The organism is Alteromonas sp. 1_MG-2023 (assembly GCF_030547075.1).
Lineage (GTDB): Bacteria > Pseudomonadota > Gammaproteobacteria > Enterobacterales > Alteromonadaceae > Alteromonas.
In genome coordinates this window covers 163,971-187,585 of sequence record NZ_JAUOQH010000006.1, presented here as the reverse complement: position 1 = coordinate 187,585, position 23,615 = coordinate 163,971, and the positions used below count along the sequence as shown (strand labels likewise).

18 protein-coding genes are annotated in these 23,615 nt (G+C 43.1%); 11 read left to right on the top strand and 7 right to left on the bottom strand.

Translation table 11 applies throughout. The features are described 5' to 3' along the window. Nucleotides 1–189 precede the first annotated feature (189 nt). Both prfC and argS read left to right on the top strand, forming a co-directional pair. Nucleotides 190–1,779, top strand: a complete 1,590-nt coding sequence (gene prfC, locus Q4561_RS08875; RefSeq protein ID WP_303459324.1) for a peptide chain release factor 3 — start codon at nt 190–192, stop codon at nt 1,777–1,779. Between the two features lie 14 nt (nt 1,780–1,793). Further along, nucleotides 1,794–3,524, top strand: coding sequence for an arginine--tRNA ligase (argS, locus tag Q4561_RS08870; protein WP_303459322.1), 1,731 nt, complete (start codon nt 1,794–1,796; stop codon nt 3,522–3,524). A 155-nt stretch (nt 3,525–3,679) separates the two neighbouring features. Here argS and Q4561_RS08865 read toward each other — a convergent pair whose 3' ends face one another. Next, nucleotides 3,680–6,868, bottom strand: a complete 3,189-nt coding sequence (locus Q4561_RS08865; RefSeq protein ID WP_303459320.1) for an EAL domain-containing protein — start codon at nt 6,866–6,868, stop codon at nt 3,680–3,682. 411 nt (nt 6,869–7,279) lie between these two features. Here Q4561_RS08865 and Q4561_RS08860 point away from each other — a divergent pair, with 411 nt between their 5' ends. Further along, complete coding sequence (locus Q4561_RS08860; protein WP_303459319.1) at nt 7,280–7,861, top strand: NADPH-dependent FMN reductase; 582 nt, start codon at nt 7,280–7,282, stop codon at nt 7,859–7,861. 57 nt (nt 7,862–7,918) lie between these two features. On the opposite strand, the gene Q4561_RS08855 is transcribed toward Q4561_RS08860, so the two are convergent. Continuing rightward, nucleotides 7,919–8,830 carry a LysR family transcriptional regulator gene (locus tag Q4561_RS08855; RefSeq protein ID WP_303459318.1) on the bottom strand — a complete coding sequence of 304 codons (912 nt, stop codon included), beginning with the start codon at nt 8,828–8,830 and terminating at the stop codon, nt 7,919–7,921. A gap of 93 nt (nt 8,831–8,923) precedes the next feature. On the opposite strand from Q4561_RS08855, the gene Q4561_RS08850 reads away from it, so the two are divergent. From Q4561_RS08850 to Q4561_RS08835, 4 genes are all read left to right on the top strand, one after another. After that, complete coding sequence (locus Q4561_RS08850; protein WP_303459316.1) at nt 8,924–10,132, top strand: TauD/TfdA family dioxygenase; 1,209 nt, start codon at nt 8,924–8,926, stop codon at nt 10,130–10,132. Nucleotides 10,133–10,135: 3 nt separating this feature from the next. Then, nucleotides 10,136–10,756, top strand: coding sequence for an HD domain-containing protein (locus tag Q4561_RS08845; RefSeq protein WP_303459314.1), 621 nt, complete (start codon nt 10,136–10,138; stop codon nt 10,754–10,756). A 126-nt stretch (nt 10,757–10,882) separates the two neighbouring features. Further along, the gene (locus tag Q4561_RS08840) at nt 10,883–11,506 is read left to right on the top strand and encodes a DUF6515 family protein (protein ID WP_303459313.1); all 624 of its coding nucleotides are present in this window, start codon (nt 10,883–10,885) and stop codon (nt 11,504–11,506) included. A 93-nt stretch (nt 11,507–11,599) separates the two neighbouring features. Beyond that, nucleotides 11,600–12,037 (top strand): DUF2177 family protein, encoded by a 438-nt coding sequence (locus tag Q4561_RS08835; protein ID WP_303459310.1) that lies wholly within the window; start codon nt 11,600–11,602, stop codon nt 12,035–12,037. Between the two features lie 90 nt (nt 12,038–12,127). Here the strand turns inward: Q4561_RS08835 and Q4561_RS08830 are convergent, their stop codons facing one another. Together Q4561_RS08830 and Q4561_RS08825 are read right to left on the bottom strand one after the other, a co-directional pair. After that, entirely contained in the window at nt 12,128–12,475 is a 348-nt protein-coding gene (locus tag Q4561_RS08830; RefSeq protein WP_303459307.1) for a DUF6768 family protein, read from the bottom strand. Beyond that, nucleotides 12,465–13,022, bottom strand: a complete 558-nt coding sequence (locus tag Q4561_RS08825; RefSeq protein WP_303459304.1) for an RNA polymerase sigma factor — start codon at nt 13,020–13,022, stop codon at nt 12,465–12,467. The genes Q4561_RS08830 and Q4561_RS08825 overlap by 11 nt, the downstream gene beginning before the upstream one ends. Before the next feature lie 470 nt (nt 13,023–13,492). Here Q4561_RS08825 and prfB point away from each other — a divergent pair. Together prfB and lysS are read left to right on the top strand one after the other, a co-directional pair. Next, a protein-coding gene (prfB, locus tag Q4561_RS08820) for a peptide chain release factor 2 (RefSeq protein ID WP_126871927.1) occupies nt 13,493–14,591 on the top strand; the annotation gives its coding sequence in 2 pieces (ribosomal slippage) (nt 13,493–13,567 and nt 13,569–14,591; 1,098 coding nt in all). A 25-nt stretch (nt 14,592–14,616) separates the two neighbouring features. Further along, the gene (gene lysS, locus Q4561_RS08815; RefSeq protein WP_303459301.1) at nt 14,617–16,173 is read left to right on the top strand and encodes a lysine--tRNA ligase; all 1,557 of its coding nucleotides are present in this window, start codon (nt 14,617–14,619) and stop codon (nt 16,171–16,173) included. Between the two features lie 81 nt (nt 16,174–16,254). Here lysS and Q4561_RS08810 read toward each other — a convergent pair whose 3' ends face one another. The 3 genes from Q4561_RS08810 to Q4561_RS08800 are packed head-to-tail and all read right to left on the bottom strand — an operon-like array spanning nt 16,255 to nt 18,756. Next, nucleotides 16,255–17,313, bottom strand: a complete 1,059-nt coding sequence (locus Q4561_RS08810; protein ID WP_303459298.1) for a ketopantoate reductase family protein — start codon at nt 17,311–17,313, stop codon at nt 16,255–16,257. 6 nt (nt 17,314–17,319) lie between these two features. Beyond that, complete coding sequence (locus Q4561_RS08805) at nt 17,320–18,195, bottom strand: pseudouridine synthase (protein WP_303459294.1); 876 nt, start codon at nt 18,193–18,195, stop codon at nt 17,320–17,322. Further along, nucleotides 18,196–18,756: an Hpt domain-containing protein gene (locus tag Q4561_RS08800; protein ID WP_303459291.1), complete on the bottom strand. Its 561-nt coding sequence runs from the start codon at nt 18,754–18,756 to the stop codon at nt 18,196–18,198. A gap of 231 nt (nt 18,757–18,987) precedes the next feature. Between Q4561_RS08800 and Q4561_RS08795 the strand changes: the two genes are divergently transcribed. Both Q4561_RS08795 and gshA read left to right on the top strand, forming a co-directional pair. Continuing rightward, on the top strand, nt 18,988–21,825 hold the full coding sequence (locus Q4561_RS08795; RefSeq protein WP_303459288.1) for a pitrilysin family protein: 2,838 nt from the start codon (nt 18,988–18,990) through the stop codon (nt 21,823–21,825). Nucleotides 21,826–21,916: 91 nt separating this feature from the next. Beyond that, nucleotides 21,917–23,518 (top strand): glutamate--cysteine ligase, encoded by a 1,602-nt coding sequence (gshA, locus tag Q4561_RS08790; protein WP_303459287.1) that lies wholly within the window; start codon nt 21,917–21,919, stop codon nt 23,516–23,518. Nucleotides 23,519–23,615 lie beyond the last annotated feature (97 nt).

Below are 23,615 nucleotides of genomic sequence, written 5' to 3'. Positions count from 1 at the left end.
TTTTGGGTGCCAGTTAAGGCTTCAATAGGGAAGGCATAATGCTTGGCGTCCCTTCGTAATGTTGTGTACAAAAGCTGGTAGCAAAAGCACGTTGCACAGGTAAGTACGACAGTAAGAACGCCACTAAGCAAAGCGAGTAATACTCAAGACTGAAGTACCATTACGGGTACGAAACGGGACCGATTTTTCATGGCAAATGCCGATTTTCTTAACGAAATCAATAAGCGAAGAACGTTCGCTATTATCTCGCATCCAGATGCGGGTAAAACCACCATTACTGAAAAAGTACTGTTGTTCGGAAACGCACTGCAAACTGCAGGTACAGTAAAAGGTAAAAAGTCTGGCCAACATGCGAAGTCAGATTGGATGGAGATGGAAAAAGAGCGTGGTATATCTGTAACTACCTCTGTAATGCAATTTCCTTACAACGACCATCTGGTTAACTTACTTGATACGCCTGGACACGAAGATTTCTCGGAAGATACCTACCGTACGCTTACCGCAGTAGATTCTTGCTTAATGGTTATCGATGCGGCGAAAGGGGTAGAGGACAGAACGCGTAAATTGATGGAAGTTACCCGCTTACGTGACACACCTATCCTAACCTTTATGAACAAGCTCGACCGCGATATTCGCGATCCACTAGAAGTGATGGATGAAGTTGAGAGCGAGCTCGATATTCTTTGTGCGCCAATTACCTGGCCAATCGGCTGCGGTAAAAGCTTTAAAGGGGTTTATCACCTTTATCGTGACGAAACCATTTTGTACCAAAGTGGCCATGGGCACACCATTCAAGACGTTCGTATTTTAAAAGGGCTAGATAACCCTGAACTTGAAGATGCCATTGGTAGCGACCTAGCTGAAACCTTGCGTGATGAGCTAGAACTTGTGCGCGGTGCATCAAACGACTTTGATAAAGAGCTCTTTTTAGACGGCCAGCTTACCCCAGTATTTTTCGGTACTGCATTGGGTAACTTTGGTGTCGACCATATGCTTGATGGCATGGTTGAATGGGCGCCTGCGCCACAAGGCCGAGAGACTGATGAAAGCCCTGTTGAGGCTACAGATACCAAGTTCAGTGGTTTTGTATTCAAAATTCAGGCGAACATGGATCCTAAGCACCGTGACCGCATCGCGTTTTGCCGTATTGTATCGGGCAAGTACGAGAAGGGCATGAAAATGCGTCACTCACGACTTGGCAAAGACGTTCGTATTTCTGATGCATTAACCTTTTTAGCCGGTGATAGAGCCTTGCTGGAAGAGGCGTATGCGGGAGATATTATTGGCTTGCATAACCACGGTACCATTCGAATTGGTGATACTTTTACCTCCGGCGATAATTATCGCTTCAGTGGTATCCCTAACTTCGCACCAGAATTATTTAAGCGTATTCGATTACGCGATCCGCTAAAACAGAAGCAATTGTTAAAAGGCCTTATCCAGCTTTCAGAAGAAGGTGCGGTTCAGGTATTTAGGCCGCTTGCCAATAACGACCTTATTGTGGGAGCGGTAGGTGTACTTCAGTTTGACGTGGTCGTCGCCCGTTTGAAGGCAGAATACAATGTTGATGCATTGTACGAGCACATCAACGTAAATACTGCCCGATGGGTGTACTGTAAAGACGAGAAAAAGCTGGATGAGTTCCGCCGCAAGGGTGAGCAAAACCTTGCACTAGATGGTGGCGATAACCTTACGTATATTGCCCCTACTAGGGTGAACTTACAGTTGTCGCAAGAACGTTACCCAGACATCGAATTTAAAAACACGCGCGAAAATTAAGATAAAGAACAACTATGAATATACATGCATTATTAATTAATCGATTTAGTGAAGCTTTAGAAACAATGGGTGTTGAAAACGCACCTATTCCTGTATCGCGCAGTGCTCGTCCTGAATTTGGTGAATATCAATTCAATGGCGCAATGGCGTTGGCGAAACAGCTCAGACAAAAGCCTCGCGATATTGCAGAAAAGATTGTTGAGATCGTAAAACTTGACGATGTAGCCAGTAAATTAGAAGTGGCTGGCCCAGGCTTTATCAATGTTCATTTGAACGATGAGTGGCTGGCAAATCAGTGTGAGTTAGCGCTACACGACCCACGCATTGGCGTAGCAAAATCGCCAGCACAAACTGTAGTGGTAGATTACTCTTCACCAAACCTAGCGAAAGAAATGCACGTAGGACACCTGCGTACCACCATTATTGGTGACGCTGTGGTGAAAGTGCTGGAGTTTTTGGGTAACAAGGTCATTCGCCAAAATCACATGGGTGATTGGGGTACGCAGTTTGGTATGTTGCTAGCGCATTTGTCTGACAAACTTGAACAAGAAGTCGCTGAAACGGCATTGTCTGATTTAGAAGACTTTTACCGTGAAGCAAAAGTGCGTTTCGACGAGGAAGAAGGCTTTGCCGATCGTGCACGTGAATACGTCGTTAAGCTTCAAGGCGGTGATGAAAAATGCCTAAGTTTATGGGAAAAGTTCATTGATGTGTCTATTGCACACTCTGAAGACGTTTATAAAAAACTAAACGTAAGCTTAACTCGGGACGATATTATGGGTGAGTCGGCCTATAACCACGATTTAGCTAACGTAATTAGCGATTTAAAAGCAAAGGGTATTGCGGTAGAAGACCAAGGCGCTCAAGTGGTTTTCATTCCTGAATTGGCCGATAAAGAAGGCAACCCAGCGGTTTATATTGTGCAAAAATCTGGTGGCGGTTATTTATATGCCACCACAGATTTAGCGGCTATGCGCTATCGCAGCGGCACGTTAAACGCCGATAGAACCCTGATTCTTACCGACGCTCGCCAAGCGCTACATTTCAAGCAAACCGAAATTGTTGGCCGTAAAGCGGGCTTTATGGAAACCACTCAAAGCTACGAGCATTGCCCATTCGGTATGATGCTAGGCAGTGACGGAAAGCCATTTAAAACCCGTACCGGCGGTACGGTTAAATTGGTTGAGCTATTAGATGAAGCGGTAGAGCGTGCAGGTAAATTGATTGCCGAGCGTGACAACGATTTATCTGAAGAAGAATTAGCGGAAGTTGCCCGAAAAGTAGGTATTGGCGCAGTAAAATATGCTGATTTAAGTAAAAACCGTACCACTGACTATATGTTTAACTGGGACACCATGTTGAGCTTCGAAGGCAATACTGCCCCGTATTTGCAATACGCTTACACGCGGGTTAAAAGCTTATTCAGAAAGGCGGGTGTTGCCATTGAGACCATGCCAGTAGATATCAATATTGTTGAAAAACAAGAACACGCATTGTCGGTATTGTTACTGCAATTTGAAGAGGTGGTAGGTTTGGTATCACGTGATGCAACGCCTCACGTATTGTGTACCTACTTGTATGAACTAGCCAGCGCCTTTATGAGCTTCTACGAAGCTTGCCCAATGCTTAAAGACGGTATTGAGTTGAAAGTGCGAGACAGCCGTTTGGCTCTGTCGGCTTTAGTCGCTAGCACGTTAAGCCAAGGCTTGAACTTGCTTGGTATTGAAACGCTAGAAAAAATGTAATTCAGGTTGCCCTAAGTTTTTGACTCTATACTACTAGCTCCAAGCTTCTTGGGCTCAGCCTCTTGGACTCAGCTACTTGGAATCAGCTACTTGGAATCAGCTACGAATGAAAAGCGATTGGTAAACTGGGAAGGCTGACTTTATGTCAGCCTTTTTTATATTTCACTGTCGAGAAGTTCTGGTAAAGGTGCTTTCCATTCATTTTTTGTTGTCCATTGAGTGATCCAATCTGGCATGTCAGAGGCCGGCATGGGGCGGGCAATTCCATAACCCTGCGCCAGTTCACAACCAAGGTTCAGCAGCGACGTACCATGAGCAATAGTTTCTACACCCTCTGCAATCACACATCGATTAAACGAGGTAGTAAGGGCTATTACGCCAGCTACAATAGCTTTATCTTCAGGGTCGATTAACATGTCTCGAACAAAGGTTTGGTCTATTTTAATCAGTGCAGCAGGCAAGCGTCGTAAGTAAGTAAGAGAGGAATAGCCCGTACCAAAATCATCTATGGCAAAGGTAACGCCTAATTTCATACAGGCATTCATAATCTTCGATACTTTCTTAACATCACCTAGCTTACTGGTTTCAAGCACTTCTAATTGCAAGGCTTCAGGTGGAACATTGGGGACCTTAGCAAGAAGTCGTTCTAAACGAATTGGGAAGTTTCGTTGCTGTATTTGTAAGGCAGAAATATTCACACTAATGGGTAAAATAATACCTGAGTGCTTCCATTGACTGAACTGTTGCAATGCCTCTTCGATAACCCATTCACCAATATCGATGCCGAGTTGATGATTTTCAATAAAAGGTAAAAATTCAGCTGGAGACAGAATACCTTTTACCGGGTGATGCCAACGAATAAGTGCTTCGGCGCCGATTACTTCGCCCGTGCGCATGTTCACCTTAGGTTGGTAGTAAAGTATAAACTCTCTGTTGTTCAGCGCGGTTGCTATGCTTTGTAATATTTCATGGCGGGCCTTAATAGCATCTTCAGACTCTATATCGAACAAGTGATAACAATTTTTGCCTTTTTGCTTAGCCACGTACATGGCTTGATCCGCATGGCGTATAAGCTGATCGGCATCGGTATTATCGGCAGGGTATATTGTCACTCCAATACTTGCAGAAACTTTAAGTTGCTGTTCACCAATTTGCACAGGTTCAGATGCCACTCTAAGCATATTTTTTATGATAGCAGCAAAGTCTTGGGTTTGTTTTAAATCTGCTAAAACCGCGACAAACTCATCACCACCGAAGCGAGAAATAGTATCGGTATTGCGCAATGTTCCCTTTAGTCGGTTAGCGAGAATAACTAAAAGTTCATCACCCACACCATGACCAAAGTTGTCATTAATTTCCTTGAACCCATCCAAATCGAGTAGCGCAACTGCGGCATAGCGTTGTTCGGCTTTACAGTGTGCTAAAGCTTTGTCTAATCGTTCCGCAAGTAATGAGCGATTGGGTAAGTTAGTTAGCACATCGTAGTGTGCCATGTGCTCTAATTTATGTTGTTGCTCTTTGGCCTCAGAAATATCACTAAAAATGGCAATATAGTTTTTTATGTTGCCTTCATCATCATTTACCGCACTAACGGTAAGTAGCTGGGCATAAATTTCATGATTTTTTCGCTTGTTCCAAATCTCCCCTGCCCAAAAACCGTTATTGATGACTGATGACCATAAGTCTCGATAAAATTCCTGTGACTGCTTTCCCGATTTGAACATATTGGGCTTTTTACCTAGTACGTCTTCTCGTTTGTATCCTGTAATTTCAACGAAGGTTTCATTTACATCAATAATATTGGCGTTACTGTCAGTAATAAAGATACCTTCTCTTGCGTGAAAAAATACGCTAGCCGAAAGCTTTAGTTTTTCTTCTAATTGTTTATTTCGAGTAATGTCTTGAACTAAAGAGGTTAGGCCTACAACTTCCCCTTTAAGGTTAATCACAGGTGTACTGTACCATTCACAAACAATGATGTTCTTCATCTTAGTAACGTTGTGATTAACCCTTCTCTTGGGGCCACTATTTTTCAGTAGTAGCTCAAATGCTTCATCTATTTCCGCGTGTAGTTCTGGAGGCACGATAAGGTCATAGGCATGTTTACCGACAGCTTCAGTTTCGGTATAACCAAAAATCAGTTCTGCAGATTTATTCCAAGCAGTGCAAACTAAGTGGGTATCCCATGTAATACAACCTAGTGGTGTATTCTCTATATGACTGGCCAAGATGTTTTTACTTTCTTGCAAAGAGGCTTGGCTATCAATAAGTTGCCTTTCCGCATCTAATCGTGTTTTAGCCATCGACGTAAAGCGCTGTTGTAACTTTACCAGTTCGGCACTGCCATGCACTGGCACATTACCTATGTCTTTTCCCTCTGAAAGGGCTTTGGTAGATTGAAGCAACGTACGTATTGGCTTCAATACATTTCTTCGTACGCCCCAAACCGCCACACCTACTAATAAAAGTACGATTGTCGTTAAAATTAAGGTGGTTTGCGCTAACCTATCGTCTATTGCTTCAAGGGCGTGCTTCAGAGGAATGCCCACGGTGATGCTAATTTGTTGGCCATCATTAAAGAGAGGGCGATTCACAAACACACGCTGATGAGGATCGTTGCTGATAAAAGCGTTGATATCCAATTGAGTATTCTCAACGTCAATTCTGCTATTGATGGTATTTAACGCTGTGCCCAAAATCTTGTTATTCGTTGGGTAAGTAGCAATTATTCTATTGTCGTTGTCAGTAATATAAGCAACCGTATTATCTGGAAGGTGTGATTCTGACAGCCTTTCACTCCACCATTCTAACGAAATGACAGCAACCGCTAATCCAACAATAGTATCTGTGTCAGAATTCATGACAGGGTACGCAAAGTTTATGCTGGTAATATTAGTGGCACGATCAATCTGAAATTCACCAATAGCGAAACCTTGAGTAGATATAGCCTCTTGAATGTAAGGGCGGTCATAAACATTAACGGGTGTTGGAATGGGGTGGGCATTACAGAGTAATTCGCCATCCGCTCTTGGAACACCTAAATTAATATAGTTGCTATTCATTTTGAGGACATCGGCTAAAAACGCACTGCATTCGGGGGAGTTAGGGTTTTTAACAGCCTCAAAATTTGACAAATTCTGTAGAAAAATATGTGTTTTATCAATAAGTGTGGCTTGAAATTTAGTAGTAGCTTGAGCGGTATTTACAGCTTGATTGAATGCCCCATTAATCGCATGCTCTCTTTCAACGTAGGCATCATAAAAAATACCTACTAAACCTGGTAAGGCAACAATAACAATAAGGATAATAATTCTAGACTGCAATGATTTGAAAAAGTGTTTCATACGCGAGTAATAAATCCATTTAATGAAAGAAAATGCCTCAAAGTCATTTTCGTCGCATTTGCAGTTTTAATAGTAGGCAGTCTATGTGTTGAGGAGCGATTTCCATATGCAGTTAATACTGCTAATTTCAGAGGCTCTGTAATTTACGCGAAATTTTTAAGCCGTACCTAAACCTCTCATAACTTAAGTATAGTTAAGTAACTATAAAAGGGTTAATTATACTTAAGTAGTTACTTTAATTAATCTTTACAAAGATTGGAATTGTGTCAATTGGCGCTTGGTTAAATCACTTTTTCTCGACAAAAGCGTAGGTATTTGGCTTTATCTGGGCATTTTTAATCGTAGATTTGTAGTAATGTAATTAGCTAATAGGCCTTATTCATTATTGGTAACCTTATAGGAATTTACATTATGACCAAGTTGCTCGCTTTTTCAGGTAGTACACGAAACGGTTCTTTCAACCAAGCAATACTGGATGTTGCTGTTGAGGGGGCACGGGAGTTCGGTGCTGAAGTCACGGTTATAAATCTTGTAGATTTCCCTATGCCGATTTTTAACGAAGATGAAGAGCGCGAATCTGGTGTGCCAGACAATGCGAGAGCCTTCAAGCAGTTGTTAACTGAACATGATGGCTTTTTAATTGCGTCTCCAGAGTACAATTCAAGTTATCCTGCATTACTTAAAAACGCCATAGATTGGGCTACTCGCATGGAAGAAGGTGATAAACCTATGCAGGCTTTTAAAGGTAAAACGGCAGGTATTATGGCTGCATCTGCCGGCGGTTTGGGTGGAATGAGAGTGCTAGTGGTTTTACGCATGCTGTTGGCAAACATTGGTGTAACGGTGTTACCTGCACAACTAGCTGTGGCAAAAGTAAATAGCTTAATGGACGACAGTGGGGCAGTTACCGATGAGAAAACCATCAAACAACTTAAAAATTTAGGTAAACAAACCGCTGAACTCACAATGAAAATGACCGCTCAGGTTTTATAAGTTAGTGCTAGTGCTCAGGCGAGGAGGCGAGTAATCCTCGCCTTTACTTTTTATAAGCTAATCTTGCTCTACTTCTCTAATAAACCACTTAATCACGTTTCCTATCGCGAAGTTTGCATATTGATCTGAACAAATCTGGTATCCCCTAGTGGCAGACTTTAACCGCGGCCCTAATTCAATAAGTTTACCTTCTTCAATAAAAGGGTTTATTAAGCCTTCCCATCCTAAGCAGAGCCCGTGTCCGCCAATAGCTGCTTCTACTATAAGGGGGTAGTTGTTATACCGAAAAGAAATAGGGCTTGTAGAGGGCTTAACGCTTAGCGCTTGTGCCCACCGTTGCCAATTTAGCCAGCGGGAATCATCTACATCTTTGTGCAGTAGCGGGAGGTTTCTTAAATCACTAAGTAACTGACCACTTTTCAAATTATATTTAGTTGCAAATTCAGGTGAACAAACAGGAAAAACCACTTCGGGAATTAACATTTTTTCAAACTGATATTTACCGGTTTTTAAAGAAAAGTGAAATAATATATCTGCATGTGCGCTGGTTAGGTCGGTTAAGCTGTTGGTAGGTTGTATTTCAAAAAGGTAATCTGGGAAAGCTTGTTGTAATCGTTGTAGCCTAGGCATTAGCCAGTGAAAAGCAAAACCAAAATAGGCGCTAATGGAAATTTTAGTTTTTGTTTCACGGAAGTCTTCTCGTGTATTATTGGTAGCACGCAATATTGACGATGTAGACCCCCTTAACGCGTTGTAATACTTGAGCCCTTCAACCGTCGGTGCCACAGGCTTTTTACCTCGATTGATTAGAATGCCACCCACCACATCTTCCAAAGCGCGAATTCTTTGGGACACCAAAGGTTGTGTAATACCAAGCTCTTCGGCCGCTAATGTCATAGAGCCATGTCGTACTGTAGCTTCAAAACACAATAAGCCGTTAAGTGTAGGTAATTCAGATTCTTTCATCATTACTAATTTGCATGTTAGCTATAAGGCTTTGCTACTGTAATATAAACAACGATTACTTGATACTTCTCCTATTGATTTTTAAGGGAGATTCTCGTGCAACAAATAGACTATATTATCAACGAAGCGAATGCTTCCGTGTCAGCGACTGTAAATGGACAACACTATCCTTTACCCGCGTTATGGCTTCGTGAGCGTTGCCAAGATTCAAAAAACCTTGATAAAACCACTAAACAGCGCTTTTTCGACCCGCATCAGTTAGATGAAGATGTATCGTTGATTAAGGTCGAAAAAAAGCACAATACACTAGCAAACCTGACGTTCAGTGACGGGTATTCAGGTGAGTACGACTTGAATGAGTTCGCTGCCGACTTCGATGTTTGGGATGGCGCGCCAAACGATATTCCGTGGAAAAGCGATGTAGACAAATCATTATTTCATATTGATTTAGCCACGTTGAAATCGGAAGCGGGGTTAATCAAAGGAATAGAAATATTCTTAACCTACGGGGTGCTAATTGTGGATAACGTGCCTACTGAATCAGACGCGGTATTAGAAGTAGCGAGCCTATTTGGCCATGTGAGAGAAACTAATTTTGGTAAATACTTCGAGGTTTTCACCCGTCCAAATTCGAACGATCTCGCTTATCGTTCAGTACCTTTAGGGCCACATACCGATAACCCTTACCGAAACCCCATGCCGGGTATTCAACTTCTGCATTGTTTAGAAAACCAAACGACAGAAGGCTTGTCTACATTGGTAGATAGTCTGTCGGTGCTAGAGCAGTTGAAAAAAGAAGATCCCGACGGATTCGCATTGCTTTGTAAGATACCTGTTCGTTACCGCTATTATGACAAGGATGTTGATTTGATAGAAAGGCGTACCATGATTGAATCTGACCCTAGCGGCAGAATTACGGGGATTGCCTATAGCCCGCGACTCGACTATTTGCCGCTATTACAGAATGACGAAATGGTTATATTTCATCGTGCCCGTAAACGTTTGGGGCAATTGTTGTGTTCGCCTGAATATGAATGGCGCTTTAGGTTAGAGCCCGGTCAATTGCAGATGTTTCACAACACGCGGGTGTTGCATGGGCGTACAGGGTTTGACCCTAGTGAAGGGCGTCGTCACCTGCAAGGCGCTTACATTGATATTGATGCACCGAAAGGCCGTTACAATGCGCTTAAAAGAAGGCAGAGTTCTATTCACACTAACGATGCACTAGAAGCAGTAAATATGAACGGTGAGCTAGAAATAGCGAGTACCAACGTTGAACCAGAAACAGCAGGAATGAGAGGTTAAGTGATGGAAACTGTTCAATTTCGCCAGATGAAAGACGGAACAAAAGAAGAGTATTTGTTTCTTACCAAACACGAAGATGAATACGCGAAAGGCTTGCCCGATAGAATATTGGAAGCACTGAAAAATTTAGAAAACACCTTATCAGGCTATCAGGTTTCACGACTTGGACACTCATTGCAATCAGCAACCCGCGCTGAAGCCGATGGCGCCGATGAGGAAATGATAGTAGCGGCACTTATTCATGATCTCGGAGATGACTTAGCGCCGCACAATCACTCGCAATACGCGGCCTCGATTTTACGCCCCTATGTGCGACCTGAAGTGACTTGGATAATTAATCAGCATGGGTTATTTCAAAACGTGTATTACGCTCACTTTTTAGGGGGTGACCCGAATGAGCGCGAGTACTTAAAAGGCCATCCTTGGTATCAAGCCTGTGTGGATTTTTGTGAAAAGTGGGATCAATCATCATTCGATCCTGACTATCCTACAAAACCATTGTCACACTTCGAGCCATTAGTTAGAAAGATATTCTCTAGAACCGCATTCGACCCCAAATATGTGGGTGAACAAACCATGGGTAAAAGTGCAGTTGATATCGCCATGTCGGGAACTAGTGAGTAAAAATTGTAAGCCTGGTAAATGTTGAGTAAAGGCACAAGAAGATCGGTTCTTGTATTGGTCTATACCCCCATATAACTAAGTACACGGCATTGTCGCCGTACTCTTTATTTGTTGGGAGTAATATTTATGAAACTACTTATGAAATTACGCTTAATACCCATTGTTTGCTCAATCACCTTGCTAAGCGCATGTGCAGTGCCGCTACATGGTGGTGCTCGTGGCGGCTTTCACGGTGGAAATGCGGCATTAAGCATAGGTGCGGGCATTGCGGCGGGGGTTGCTGTTGCAGTGCTAGCATCTCCGCGATATGAGCCAGGCCATAGAGTAAGGCATTTACCTAAAGACGCTGCCTTCATTCGTCACCATGGCATAGACTATCGATATAGAAACGGCGTGTATTATCGTCAAATGGGGGGGGATTTTACTGTAGTGCTTCCACCTCCAGGACTTATCATTCATACCTTACCTAAGAATCCCGATACCATTTTTGTCGATGGGCAAACCTATTATGTTGTAGAAGGGGTGTATTACAAACGGTTAGAGGGGGAGTATATCGTAGTGAAAGCTCCCGTTGAATGGTCGCGAGCAGACAGCGGTGAGTATGAAGCAGGCAAGCACTACGATGCACTTCCTGAAGGTGCGCAACCAGTAAAAATACATGACACTCAGTACTTTTTGTACGGTGGTTTATATTTTCTGCCTCAATCATCCCAAGGGCAAGTCACTTACCTAGCAGTGAGGTTGAACTAGTTTCGTCAGGATAAAAATTTTACATATTGCTATTTTATTCATAGACATGACAAACTGAAAACCTGCGCATGTTTATGGATGGAACGCGAGTTCATGCTTCAAAAAATCATTATGTTTTCTTCCAGTATCCTTCTTTCGATACTGGCCATTTTATTGTGCTTTGGTGTGCTAGATGCACTATGGCTAGGTTGGATAGCCCGTGACTGGTATACCACCGAAATGGCGAGCTTATTGCGAGAAAACTATATTACTTGGCCTTGGGTAGTGTTCTATTTAATGTATGGGTTTGTCGTCTTTGTATTAGCCGTTGTGGCAAACAGAGACAAACCACTTTATTACGCAGGTATTGATGGAGCGCTGCTTGGGCTCGCCAGTTATGGCGCTTATAACCTAACTAACTACAGTATTGTTGAAGGTTTTACGCTGTTTATCACAGTGGTGGATTGGGCCTGGGGCATCTTCTTAACCAGTGTAAGTGCAATGGCTGGCTGGGTAGGTTTTCAAAAAGCGAGAAAGCCAGACAGCATCTGAACTGATTGTTCGAAAAGATAGTTAGCTTTTAAAAAGATGGTTTACGTCATCTTAAAAGCGTAGCGAGCATGTTCATTGCTGGCTGCTAACTCATGAATTGCGCGCAGTAAGCAAGCGCAATTCTTTTGAGATATACATTCTGTTGGTTTGCATGTAAATCCATAGTTTGGTGGCGATTTGTGCCTGAAAGCTCAGTATTAAGCACACGCCCCAAAATACTTGCTCATTCTGGTGAACCGTAAAAAACTGATAGCCAGTGTAAAAAAGAGCAATAGAAAATAGTACACCTAAGCCGTAAGCTGCTTTCATCATCCAGCCCATGTCGTTACTGAAACCTAGTTTAAGGTAACCGCCTAAACTGTTATTTTCACTCATCAGCGAGTCGAGTTCTTCGGATTGCTTGTTAAGATCTTGCTTTAGCTTTTGTTCAAAGTTCATTGTTAAATTCCCCGTATATAGAAGTGCGAAGCGTTTCTCTTGCGCGCGATAACCGTGACTTCACTGTGCCCACTGGAACATCCAGCGCAAGTGCAGTTTCGTTTACTGAAAGTCCATTTAAGTAATGAAGCTCTACTACGTCAGCTTCAGATGCAGGCAAGGCTGCTAGGATTGGCATAAGCTGCTCCATGTCTAAAGCTTGGTCTGCTACTTGAGAGTCACTAGCATCTTCATGAGCGTTATTAGTTAATATTTTATTTTTACTGCTTTTCACCCAGTCAGAAACTTCCCACTTTAGTGCTTTGAATAACCAGCTTCTAAACAGGGTGATATCGTTAAGTGTCTTAATTCTCTTACTAATTTTTAACCATACGTTCTGAACAAGATCTTCGGCTAACATATTGTCGTTGACCCGCACAAACGCAAAGCGCTTCATAGGCATGAAAAAGTGGGTGTAGAGCATATTGAACGCATCGCCATTACCATGTTTTGCTTGCAGCACAAGCAGGTTAATCATGTCTATTGTTAACGCCGTAGGTTTGCTCATAAATACCGTAGAATTAATTCAATAAGTCCTATTAAAATGTTCAATAGGTCGCGAAATACATCCCTTGCTAACGTACAAAACCCGATGCGCTTATGGACTTTCTTGTATGCACTTGAGTTTACATGCTTGTCCCGTTTCATTTATTTTCACTATAACAGGTGTAGTGAATAGTAAAGACGATGAATACACCGGCTAGGTTCGCGCGTCCTCAAAATTTTTACTCTAAGTTTTACCTCAGTCTTTCGTCCCTACTTTCGCACAGGCTTTAATAGAGTCTTTAACACGTAAATCGTCTTGTTGAGCACTGTGATTTGTTTACTCGTTATGACACGTATTATCGGGTTAACGACCCCCTTGCTAAACAGTTGAATAAAACTGCTTAGCGGCTGTTTTATTTCGCAAAGCCTCTATCAAATTTCGTGCAGATTCGGTACTATCCGCGGTCTTATTTTACAGTTGATAAGCGGACTATGTTTGAAGTAAACCCCGTTACCAATGCGATAAAAGATATCCGCGAGCGCACCGACGCGCTTAGGGGGTACCTTTGACTTTGATGCAAAGTCAGAGCGCTTAGAAGAAGTTAACCGAGAGCTTGAAAGCTCTGAGGTATGGAACGAGCCAGAACGCGCACAAGCGTTAGGCAAAGAAAAGGTGGCTTTAGAGCTGGTTGTAGAGACAATTCACAACCTTGAGCAGGGCACCGAAGACGTTGAAGGTTTGCTTGAACTCGCCGTTGAAGCAGAAGATGAAGAAACCTTCGATGAGGCCAACAAAGAATTAGAAGGCCTACTTGAGCAACTTGAAAAGCTTGAGTTTCGCCGTATGTTCTCACAGCCTAACGATGCCAACGATTGTTATATTGATATTCAATCTGGCTCTGGCGGTACAGAAGCGCAAGACTGGGCGAATATGCTCCTTCGCATGTACCTTCGTTGGGGTGAGGCTCACGGCTTCAAAACCGAACTTATTGAAGTGTCTGATGGAGACGTAGCGGGTATTAAAAGTGCTACCTTGCGTATTGCAGGTGAGTACGCTTTTGGTTGGTTACGTACCGAAACGGGCGTGCATCGCTTAGTGCGTAAGTCGCCATTTGACTCAGGCAATCGCCGTCATACGTCGTTCTCATCAGCGTTTGTTTACCCTGAAGTGGATGACGATATCGATATTGATATCGATCCTTCTGATTTACGTATTGATACTTACCGTGCTTCGGGCGCGGGTGGTCAGCACGTAAACAGAACAGATTCAGCGGTGCGTATTACCCACGAACCTACAGGTATTGTAGTGCAGTGTCAGAACGACCGCTCGCAACACAAGAATAAAGATCAGGCGATGAAGCAGCTGAAAGCTAAACTTTACGAGTACGAGCTTCAAAAGCAAAACGCCGAGAAACAAGCGATGGAAGACAGCAAGTCAGATATCGGCTGGGGAAGTCAAATTCGTTCATACGTACTAGACGACTCTCGCATTAAAGATTTGCGTACTGGCGTGGAAACACGCAACACTCAGGCCGTGCTAGATGGTGGCCTGGATAAATTTATCGAAGCCAGCCTTAAATCAGGGCTGTAATCCGAACAACGAAAGTGAATAGGTTATGACTGACCAACAAACCGACGAAAATAAATTAATTGCTGAGCGCCGAGCAAAACTAAGCGCAATTCGTGAGCAGTGCCGTGCAAATGGCTTCCCAAACAGCTTCCGTCGTGAAAACTATGCTGACGAACTTCAAGGCAAGTTCGGTGAATTAGAAAAAGAAACCTTGCAAGAGCAAGGTAACAAAGTAAGCATTGCTGGCCGTATTATGGCTAAACGTGGTCCTTTCATGTTGCTTCAAGACATGACAGGTCGCATTCAAGCTTACGCAGATAAAGACACTCAAAAAGCGCTTAAAGCCCAATATGGCGCGCTAGATATTGGTGACATTATTGGTGTTGCTGGTGTATTGCATAAGTCGGGCAAAGGCGATTTATATGTGAACATGGAAGAGTATGCATTGCTAACCAAAGCATTGCGCCCTCTACCAGAAAAATTCCATGGCCTAAGCGACCAAGAAACTAAATATCGTCAGCGTTACGTTGACCTTATTACTAGCGAACAAACGCGTAAAACCTTTATGATCAGAAGTAAGATTGTAAATGGTATTCGTAACTACCTAACTCAGCGCGACTTCCTTGAAGTAGAAACGCCTATGCTGCAGGTTATTCCAGGTGGTGCTACTGCGAAGCCGTTTGTTACTCATCATAATGCGTTAGACATTGATATGTACTTGCGTATTGCCCCAGAGCTTTACTTGAAGCGCTTGGTGGTAGGTGGTTTCGAGCGTGTGTTCGAAATTAACCGTAACTTCCGTAACGAAGGGCTTTCTACGCGTCATAACCCAGAGTTCACCATGTTGGAATTTTATCAGGCCTATGCTGATTTCAACGACCTGATGAACTTAACAGAAGACATGTTGCGTACCCTTGCCGAAGATATTTTGGGTTCTAGTGTTATTACTAACACTACCAAAGATACCGACGGGAACGTAGTTTCAGAAGTACAGTACGACTTTGGTAAGCCGTTTGAGCGCTTAAGCATGGGCAACGCCATTTTGAAATACTGGCCAGAAGCCAATGAAGCCGCTATTCGCGACCCAGAAGCTAACCTTGATGCACTTAAAGCCATGGCGAAACAGCTGCATATTAAAGAGCCTGAAGTTGACGGTATCTGGGGTGCTGGTAAATACCTATGTGAAATCTTCGAAGCTACAGCAGAAGAGAAGCTTGAACAGCCTACGTTTATTACCGAATACCCGTGGGAAGTATCGCCACTAGCACGTCGTAACGATGACAACCCGTTCATTACCGACAGGTTTGAATTCTTCGTTGGCGGCCGTGAGCTAGCAAACGGCTTCAGCGAGTTAAATGACTCTGAAGATCAAGCTAAGCGTTTCTCTAAGCAAGTAGAAGAGAAAGATGCCGGTGACGATGAAGCGATGCACTACGACGAAGATTACATTCGTGCGTTAGAGTATGGTTTGCCGCCTACGGCTGGTGAAGGTATTGGTATTGACCGTTTGGCCATGCTATTTACTGATAGCCCGACAATTAAAGACGTGATTTTATTCCCGCACATGAAACCTGAAGTGTCGAAAGGCGCCGAAGAAGAGTAAGCTGTGCTGATGACGTAACGTATAAGTGACTTTATGAGTACGTTATAAAAAGCAGCGTATATAAAAAACAACTCACAGCGCTTATGTTAAACGCGCAGTGATTTGTTTTGTAAGAAGGGTATTGAGGGGAACTTCAATACCCTTTTTTTGTGCCATGTTAACAATGTAGCCGTTAATGGCTTCAATCTCGGTTTGTCGCTGGTTTTTCACATCTTGATGCATGCTGGAGTAGTTATTGCCAGTAAGACTTGCGACTTTAATTACCTGTTGTTCAATTTCAATCGCATCAAAACACTGCCCACAGGCGTTTGCCACTTGAGCAAATTCTTCACAAAGCGTTTTGCGTTCGTTAGCAAACTGCTCACCGGCCATATGGCTATTGGTTATATTATTCAGTGCGGTTAATGGGTTTATCACCACATTAATAGCAAGTTTAGTCCACAATGCTTTCATGATGTCAGTCTGGTAATTCACTGGTGGAAGTAGTGCATGCAAAGAGTGACACACACTTTTCGCCCACTCAGGCATGGTTGAGTTTTTTTGCGAAAGCAAATGAGGGGCTATACCAATCTGAGTGGCCCCTACACCGGTGTAAATAATTTGATTTGCAGTACGCTTCATCGCCCCATGGCTGGTGGTAGCAAGCAGCAATGGTTGGCTTGGCGGTAATACCGATTTCGCTATTTCATGCCCACCCATACCATTGTGTAAAAGCACAACTGGCGTGTTATTGCCTAAAAATGGCAGCCATTGAATAAGCGCGGCTTTTAAATGGTGTACCTTTAAAGGCAATACCAAAATGTCGTTATCAGAAAGGTAAGGTTTGGTACTGCTTATTTGCGTAACGGGGTATTCGGAACCGTCTATCCATTCTAGAGAATAAGAAGTGGGAGTCTCATTGTCATTTTGTGAATAGTGTGTGGGTGTCTCAGTTTGAGGTTGCTCACCATTTTGTTGCTTGAGGCTAGGTTTCTGAAAACCAGATTTATCGACTCGAGAAACTGGAATTCTAGGATAAAGCGCGTAAGGCATGGCTTGCTTTTCTGCAGCCCCTGCGAGTAAAGAGCCAATAGCGCCGCTGCCCGCTACGTGAATTTTTTTAATTGCGTCTTCTTCCCCCTTTCGACTTTTACCTACCATTGTTCACTAAGCCTTGCTAACTAACTGTAGTAAAGAAGGGGCAATTTCAGGCCAGTTGAAAGTATCTGGTTCAGGCAATTCAGCTAACCAAGTCGCCACTTCACTGTCAGTGAATAAATCACCTTCTAATATGGGCGCTTTCACTGAAATAGTGCGAGAGGGTAGGGGAATGCTTAACCAGCCGGCGTGTAAATGCAGTCTATCAGATGGTGCGCCACTATAAAGCGTATCACCAAGGATAGCTGCACCCACACTTTTAAGGGCTACCCGAATTTGATGAGTTTTGCCCGTAAGCGGTTTTACGATAAAACCGCGATAGCCAGGTTTGGCTGATTGACTAAAAAACTGGGTGACTGCAGGGTTCTCTTTGCTTTTTAGTAACATGAATTGGCCGCCACGGCGGTTTTTCATATCACCCACAATAGTACCTTGTTTCTTTTTCGGTTTGTCGGCACTAATGGCTAGGTAGTATTTACTAACTTGACGGGTGGCAAAGGCATCGCCAATAAGTGCTGCTGTCTGAGCATTTTTGGCTATGCATAAACAGCCAGAGGTGCCGGTATCTAAGCGATGACAAAGGTGAAGCTGGCTATAACCGGTTTGCTTCCTAAGCAGGCTGACAATACCTAGTGTGTGGGTGTCTATGTTTCTGTCTTTGTTACTGTCTATATTACTGGCATTGGTAGAATCAGCGCCCTCACCGGTTCTTATATTTCTACCAGTACCAGTACCAGTACCAGTACCAGTACCAGTACCAGTGCCATTAGCATTTTCAGTATCCGCAGTATATGGAGTATTAGCACTGTCATGCATGGCGATGCCAGAAGGCTTGTTGACGATAAGTACATCGTTATCGTCAACTAAAATAGGTATATCGTTCACTTAGGCTTTTTCGAGCAATTCAATGGCTTCGTCGTAGTCTAGTTCGTCTACCGCATCTTCAATACTTTGCTTTGTTTCAGCAGGAAGAGACATCACGCTCAACCACTCATCAAGAGTAGATTGTGAAATGAATTCACTGGCTTTCAATGCAGCAATAAATTGCTCGCGAGCTTGAGTGGCAACGGCACTATTAGCTATAGGCGCTGCTGTAGGCTCAGGGGCTGCTGATAATGCTTCAACAGCGGCAATGGTTTCATCAATAAGTGCAGAAAAGCTTGGGTAGTCATCAGGAAGACACTTGTCATTTCTAACGCTGGCTTCCACCGGCTTACTTGCATGATGCAAAGCAAATAACCCTAAATTACCCGCTACCCCTTTCAAGGTATGAATTAACGAGTAAGCGTCGACAAAATTACCTTCTTTCACTAATCGCTGTAAATCGTCGTTTGCTGTGCGATATTCGTCTGAAAACTTATTCAGTAAAGTTAACAACAGTGTTTTATTACCGCTTAGTTGAGACATGCCAAATTCAAAATCTAAGACTGTTGCGGACTGATCCATATAAGTTCCTTTCACTACGTTTCTATTCTGTGTTCACTGCCAGTGTATTTCAGAATTTTATAAATTAATACCATGATAGCAAGTCAGAGCAAGTAAAGCGTTAAAAAGTCTGGTAGTCTTCGATGAAACGTATGCCCCAGGCCATTGTCTCAACGGTAGTAGTATTATAAAAGCTAGTGCGTGTATACATAATATGTACAGCGCAAGTGTGGCCACCTAGAAGGATAAAGCATGTCAGGAAGTTTGGCGTTACGCCTTATTGTTGCAGTTTTCGCTATTAGTGTATTAAACGGATGCCAACGGGCAAACGTAGAAACCCCCGCCGATAGCTCCGCAGTTACCATCCCTTATGAAAAGTACACGTTGAGTAACGGACTAACGGTTATTCTACACGAAGACCATTCCGATCCTCTTGTACATGTTGACGTTACTTACCATGTGGGTTCAGCCCGAGAAGAAGTGGGTAAGTCAGGTTTTGCACACTTTTTCGAGCATATGATGTTTCAAGGTTCGAAGCATGTGGCAGATGAGCAACATTTTAAAGTGATCACTGAAGCGGGTGGTAGTTTAAACGGTTCCACCAATACCGACAGAACAAACTATTACGAGACAGTGCCTGCCAACCAACTTGAAAAAGTATTATGGCTTGAGGCAGACCGCATGGGGTATTTGCTTGAGGCGGTAAACCAAACTAAGTTCGAAAACCAACGTGAAACGGTTAAGAATGAGCGTGCTCAGCGAGTAGATAACCAGCCCTACGGACTTAGACACGAACTTAATGGCGAAGCCATGTATCCAGAAGGGCATCCCTATTCATGGATGACAATTGGTTATGTTGAAGACTTAGATCGCGTCAATGTAAACGACCTAAAAGCCTTTTTTAAACGCTGGTATGGGCCTAACAATGCAGTGTTAACGATAGGTGGCGATATCGATGCGGTGAAAACTAAAGCCTTAATAGCCCAGTATTTCGGTGAAATTCCTAAAGGACCCGAAGTAAAAGATCCCGAGCCACAGCCAGTGACTCTATCTGAAACCCGTTATATGACGTTAGAAGATAAGGTTCACTTACCCTTACTACAAATCACTTTCCCTACTGTATATGCACGTCACCCTGACGAAGCACCGTTAGATGTGCTCTCTGATATTCTGGGCGGCGGTAAAACGTCTTTGTTTTATAAAAATTTAGTGAAAGAGGGCATGGCTGTCCAAGCCGTAGTGTCACATCCATGTAGAGAGCTGGCCTGTGAATTTCAGCTGATTGCGCTGGCTAATCCAGCCAAAGTGCAGTCGCTGGATGAACTTCACAAGGTAATAGAAGCTACATTAACTGAATTTGAAACCCGCGGTGTTAAGCCTGATGATTTAGCGCGCACCAAAGGCAGTATTGAAGCATCTACTGTATTCGGCTTACAAAGCGTAGCTGGCAAAGTGACTGCGCTTGCGGCCAATGAAACTTTTTATCAAACGCCAGATTTAGTGTCTGAAGATATCGCTCGTTATAATTCAGTGACCGCTGAAGACGTAATGCGCGTATATAAAAAATATATCAAAGATGCCAACAGCGTAGTGTTAAGCATTGTGCCAAAAGGTCAAACGCAATTGCAGGCTGCCGAGCCTACGTTTGAGCGCCCAGTTCGAACATTGCCTGAAACTGAGCCCGATAATCACGAATATACCTCTGCACCATCTAGTTTCGATAGAACCGTGCAGCCTAAGGCCGGCGATGCCCCCGTGGTAACGGTGCCAGATTACTGGGAGCGTGAACTTGGAAACGGCGTAAATGTATTAGGCGTGACCATGAGCGAAACGCCAACGGTAGCGTTAACCATCAGTATGGATGGTGGTATGTTACTTGATGCTGAAGGTAAGGCGGGTACCGCTTACCTAACCGCGTTAATGATGAATGAATCTACGCAAAACTATACGAACGAAGAGCTGGCTAACGAGCTGGCAAAATTAGGCAGTTCTATTCGTTTTAGCTCAGCAGGTCGTTACTCTCAGGTATACGTATCTACGTTAACTAAAAACGTGATACCAACCTTGGCATTGTTGGAAGAGAAATTTTTCAATCCTGCTTTTGCGCAAAGTGATTTTGTTCGAATGAAAGAACGAGTATTACAAGGCTTACAGCAGCAAGCGAAAACACCATCTAGTTTGGCACGTCGTGCCAGAGATTTAGTATTGTTTGGTGCAGATAACCGCGTAAGTCTTCCTGATGAAGGCACCATTGAAACGGTTCAGTCCATCACGCTTGACGATGTGAAGCAGTTTTATAAGCAATACTATTCGCCTAGTAAAGCAAGCGCAGTAGTGGTAGGTAATATGACTTCTGATGCAGTAATAAAGGCACTAGATTTCATGTCTAAATGGGAGGGTGAGTCATATACCTTTGAAGATTATGATGCATTCCCTACCTATGACGAAAATCAGGTGTTTTTGATAGATAGCCCCAGTGCGGTTCAATCTGTTGTTTATATTGTTAAACGTAGCCTACCTTTCGATGCTACAGGCGATTACTTCAAATCTCGCCTAGTGAACTTTCCATTAGGCGGTGGTTTTAATAGCCGAATTAACCTTAACTTACGTGAAGATAAAGGCATTACTTATGGAGCGAACAGCGCTTTCATGGGTGGCAAGACATTGGGTTGGTTTGAAGTTGGTACCGATCTTACCACTGCGAATACAGCTGAAGGAATAGATGAAATATTCAGTGAAATAAACCAGTATGTCGATAAAGGCGTTACCGATGAAGAAATTCAATTCATGCGAAATGCATTTACGTTAAGCGATGCGTTAGAGTTTGAAACCCCCAATAGCAAAGCGCGCTTTCTTCGTCAGTTGCAAAGTTACGGCCTTGAAAAAGGCTATCGCAACGAACAAATTGAAATAATTAATAGCATTAGCAAAGATGAAATCAACGCACTGGCTAAGCAATATTTATCGACAGATGCGTTGCAAATTATCGTTGTTGGCGATAAAAATGCGATTCTAGAGCAATTGGAGTCGTTAAATATGCCGATTATCGAATTATCGGTAGATACCAATAGTCGAGAGAAGATAAACTGAGTATCTGATAGCAAGTCATTGGCAATATTGACTTGAATTTAATACGTTGTTCCCCATTTTGAGGGGAACAACTCATCCATGGATATGAACATTGACTGTAAACTCAACGTGTTTCAACGAGCGTTTGGCTGCGCTTAAATCACCTGAATTTTTATTGGCACTTACGCAAATAAAGCGTGGTGTTGAGCGTGAAGCGTTACGCATTAAGCCAAACGGTGCTTTGTCGCAAGAGCCTCATCCTAAAGCGTTAGGATCAGCGTTAACTCATGACACCATAACCACTGACTTCTCTGAGTCGTTGTTAGAGTTTATTACACCGCCTGAAAATAGCGCCGCTAAAACTATTACGCAGTTACAAGATGTTCATAAGTACACCATTGATAACATTGGCGATGAGCAAATTTGGCCGCTCAGCATGCCGTGCTTTATAGAAGATGAAGCGCATATTCCTATTGCTTATTTTGGCGAATCTAATATCGGCAAAATGAAGCGAGTATATCGAATTGGGTTAAAAAACCGCTATGGCAGCATGATGCAGGCGATAGCAGGCGTACATTTTAACTTTTCATTTTCTGATGATTTCTGGAAGCTTTGGGCTGACCTTAATGGTACCGAACATAACCAAGATCAGACGTCAGCTGACTACTTTTCGTTAATTAGAAACTACCGTCGTTACTGCTGGATAATTCCTTACCTATATGGTGCTTCACCTGCATTGTGTAGTTCATTTTTGAAAGGAAAAGAACATGCATTGCCATTTGAAAAGGTAGGAAAGGGCACGTATTACATGCCGTATGCCACGTCACTAAGAATGAGTGATTTGGGGTACACCAGTGCTGAGCAGTCATCACTTAAAATTTGTTACAACCAGTTAGATAACTATGTTCGTTTGCTTCGTGGTGCTATGGATACGCCATCAAATCGCTTTAGTAGCTTTGCTGCAGGTGAAGGGGGTAACTACCAGCAACTTAGTCGTAATATTTTGCAAATAGAAAACGAACTGTACTCGCCAATTCGTCCAAAGCAACCTACGCAGTCTATGGAAAAGCCTACCGACGCGCTGGTTAAGCGCGGCATCAGCTACATTGAAGTGCGTGCGTTAGACGTAAACCCACTTTCGCCTATTGGTATTAGCCAAACCCAATTCGATTTTCTTGATGTGTTCCTACTGACGTGTTTGTTGAAGCCAAGCGCTGAACTAGACGAAGCTCAGTTAAATGAAGCAAAAGACAACATGAATCGAGTGGTATTAGAAGGCAGAAAACCAGGCTTAACTTTGACTTGCAATGGTGTGGAAACCTCCATGGCTGAGTGGACTAATTCATTGTTTGAAGAGTTTCAGCAAGTGGCAGAAATACTCGATTTAGCAAACGATACTACTCGTTATAGTGATGCGGTTGCCGAAGAGTTGAAGAAAGTGGCAGACCCTACGCTAACCCCTTCAGGCATTCTTCTTGATGAACTACTTAAGCATGACAAAGATAATGGCGTTTATGGCCTAGAGTTGGCTGCACGTTATCAAGCGCAGATGAAAGAATTTGATTATAAGCAAACTGATGCAGGTATGTTTGCAGAAGCTGCTGAAACGTCATTAGCGGCACTAGCCGATGTTGAAGCTGGTGATACTAAGGACTTCGACAGCTTCATACGTGATTATTTTAACGAACCGCTAGCAAATTCAACGAACCGCTAGCAAATTCAACGAATCGCGAGCAAAAAAAAACGCCCGATAAAGATCAGGCGTTAAAAGGTTCCAGGGAAACACACATTTTACTAGAACATAAGTTAAG

Excerpts from the sequence above, each read along its gene's own strand:
- prfC (WP_303459324.1), top strand. The coding sequence starts at position 190 with ATGGCAAATGCCGATTTTCTTAACGAAATCAATAAGCGAAGAACGTTC.
- argS (WP_303459322.1), top strand. The coding sequence starts at position 1,794 with ATGAATATACATGCATTATTAATTAATCGATTTAGTGAAGCTTTAGAA.
- Q4561_RS08865 (WP_303459320.1), bottom strand. The coding sequence starts at position 6,868 with ATGAAACACTTTTTCAAATCATTGCAGTCTAGAATTATTATCCTTATT.
- Q4561_RS08860 (WP_303459319.1), top strand. The coding sequence starts at position 7,280 with ATGACCAAGTTGCTCGCTTTTTCAGGTAGTACACGAAACGGTTCTTTC.
- Q4561_RS08855 (WP_303459318.1), bottom strand. The coding sequence starts at position 8,830 with ATGATGAAAGAATCTGAATTACCTACACTTAACGGCTTATTGTGTTTT.
- Q4561_RS08845 (WP_303459314.1), top strand. The coding sequence starts at position 10,136 with ATGGAAACTGTTCAATTTCGCCAGATGAAAGACGGAACAAAAGAAGAG.
- Q4561_RS08840 (WP_303459313.1), top strand. The coding sequence starts at position 10,883 with ATGAAACTACTTATGAAATTACGCTTAATACCCATTGTTTGCTCAATC.
- Q4561_RS08835 (WP_303459310.1), top strand. The coding sequence starts at position 11,600 with ATGCTTCAAAAAATCATTATGTTTTCTTCCAGTATCCTTCTTTCGATA.
- Q4561_RS08830 (WP_303459307.1), bottom strand. The coding sequence starts at position 12,475 with ATGAACTTTGAACAAAAGCTAAAGCAAGATCTTAACAAGCAATCCGAA.
- Q4561_RS08825 (WP_303459304.1), bottom strand. The coding sequence starts at position 13,022 with ATGAGCAAACCTACGGCGTTAACAATAGACATGATTAACCTGCTTGTG.
- lysS (WP_303459301.1), top strand. The coding sequence starts at position 14,617 with ATGACTGACCAACAAACCGACGAAAATAAATTAATTGCTGAGCGCCGA.
- Q4561_RS08810 (WP_303459298.1), bottom strand. The coding sequence starts at position 17,313 with ATGGTAGGTAAAAGTCGAAAGGGGGAAGAAGACGCAATTAAAAAAATT.
- Q4561_RS08800 (WP_303459291.1), bottom strand. The coding sequence starts at position 18,756 with ATGGATCAGTCCGCAACAGTCTTAGATTTTGAATTTGGCATGTCTCAA.
- Q4561_RS08795 (WP_303459288.1), top strand. The coding sequence starts at position 18,988 with ATGTCAGGAAGTTTGGCGTTACGCCTTATTGTTGCAGTTTTCGCTATT.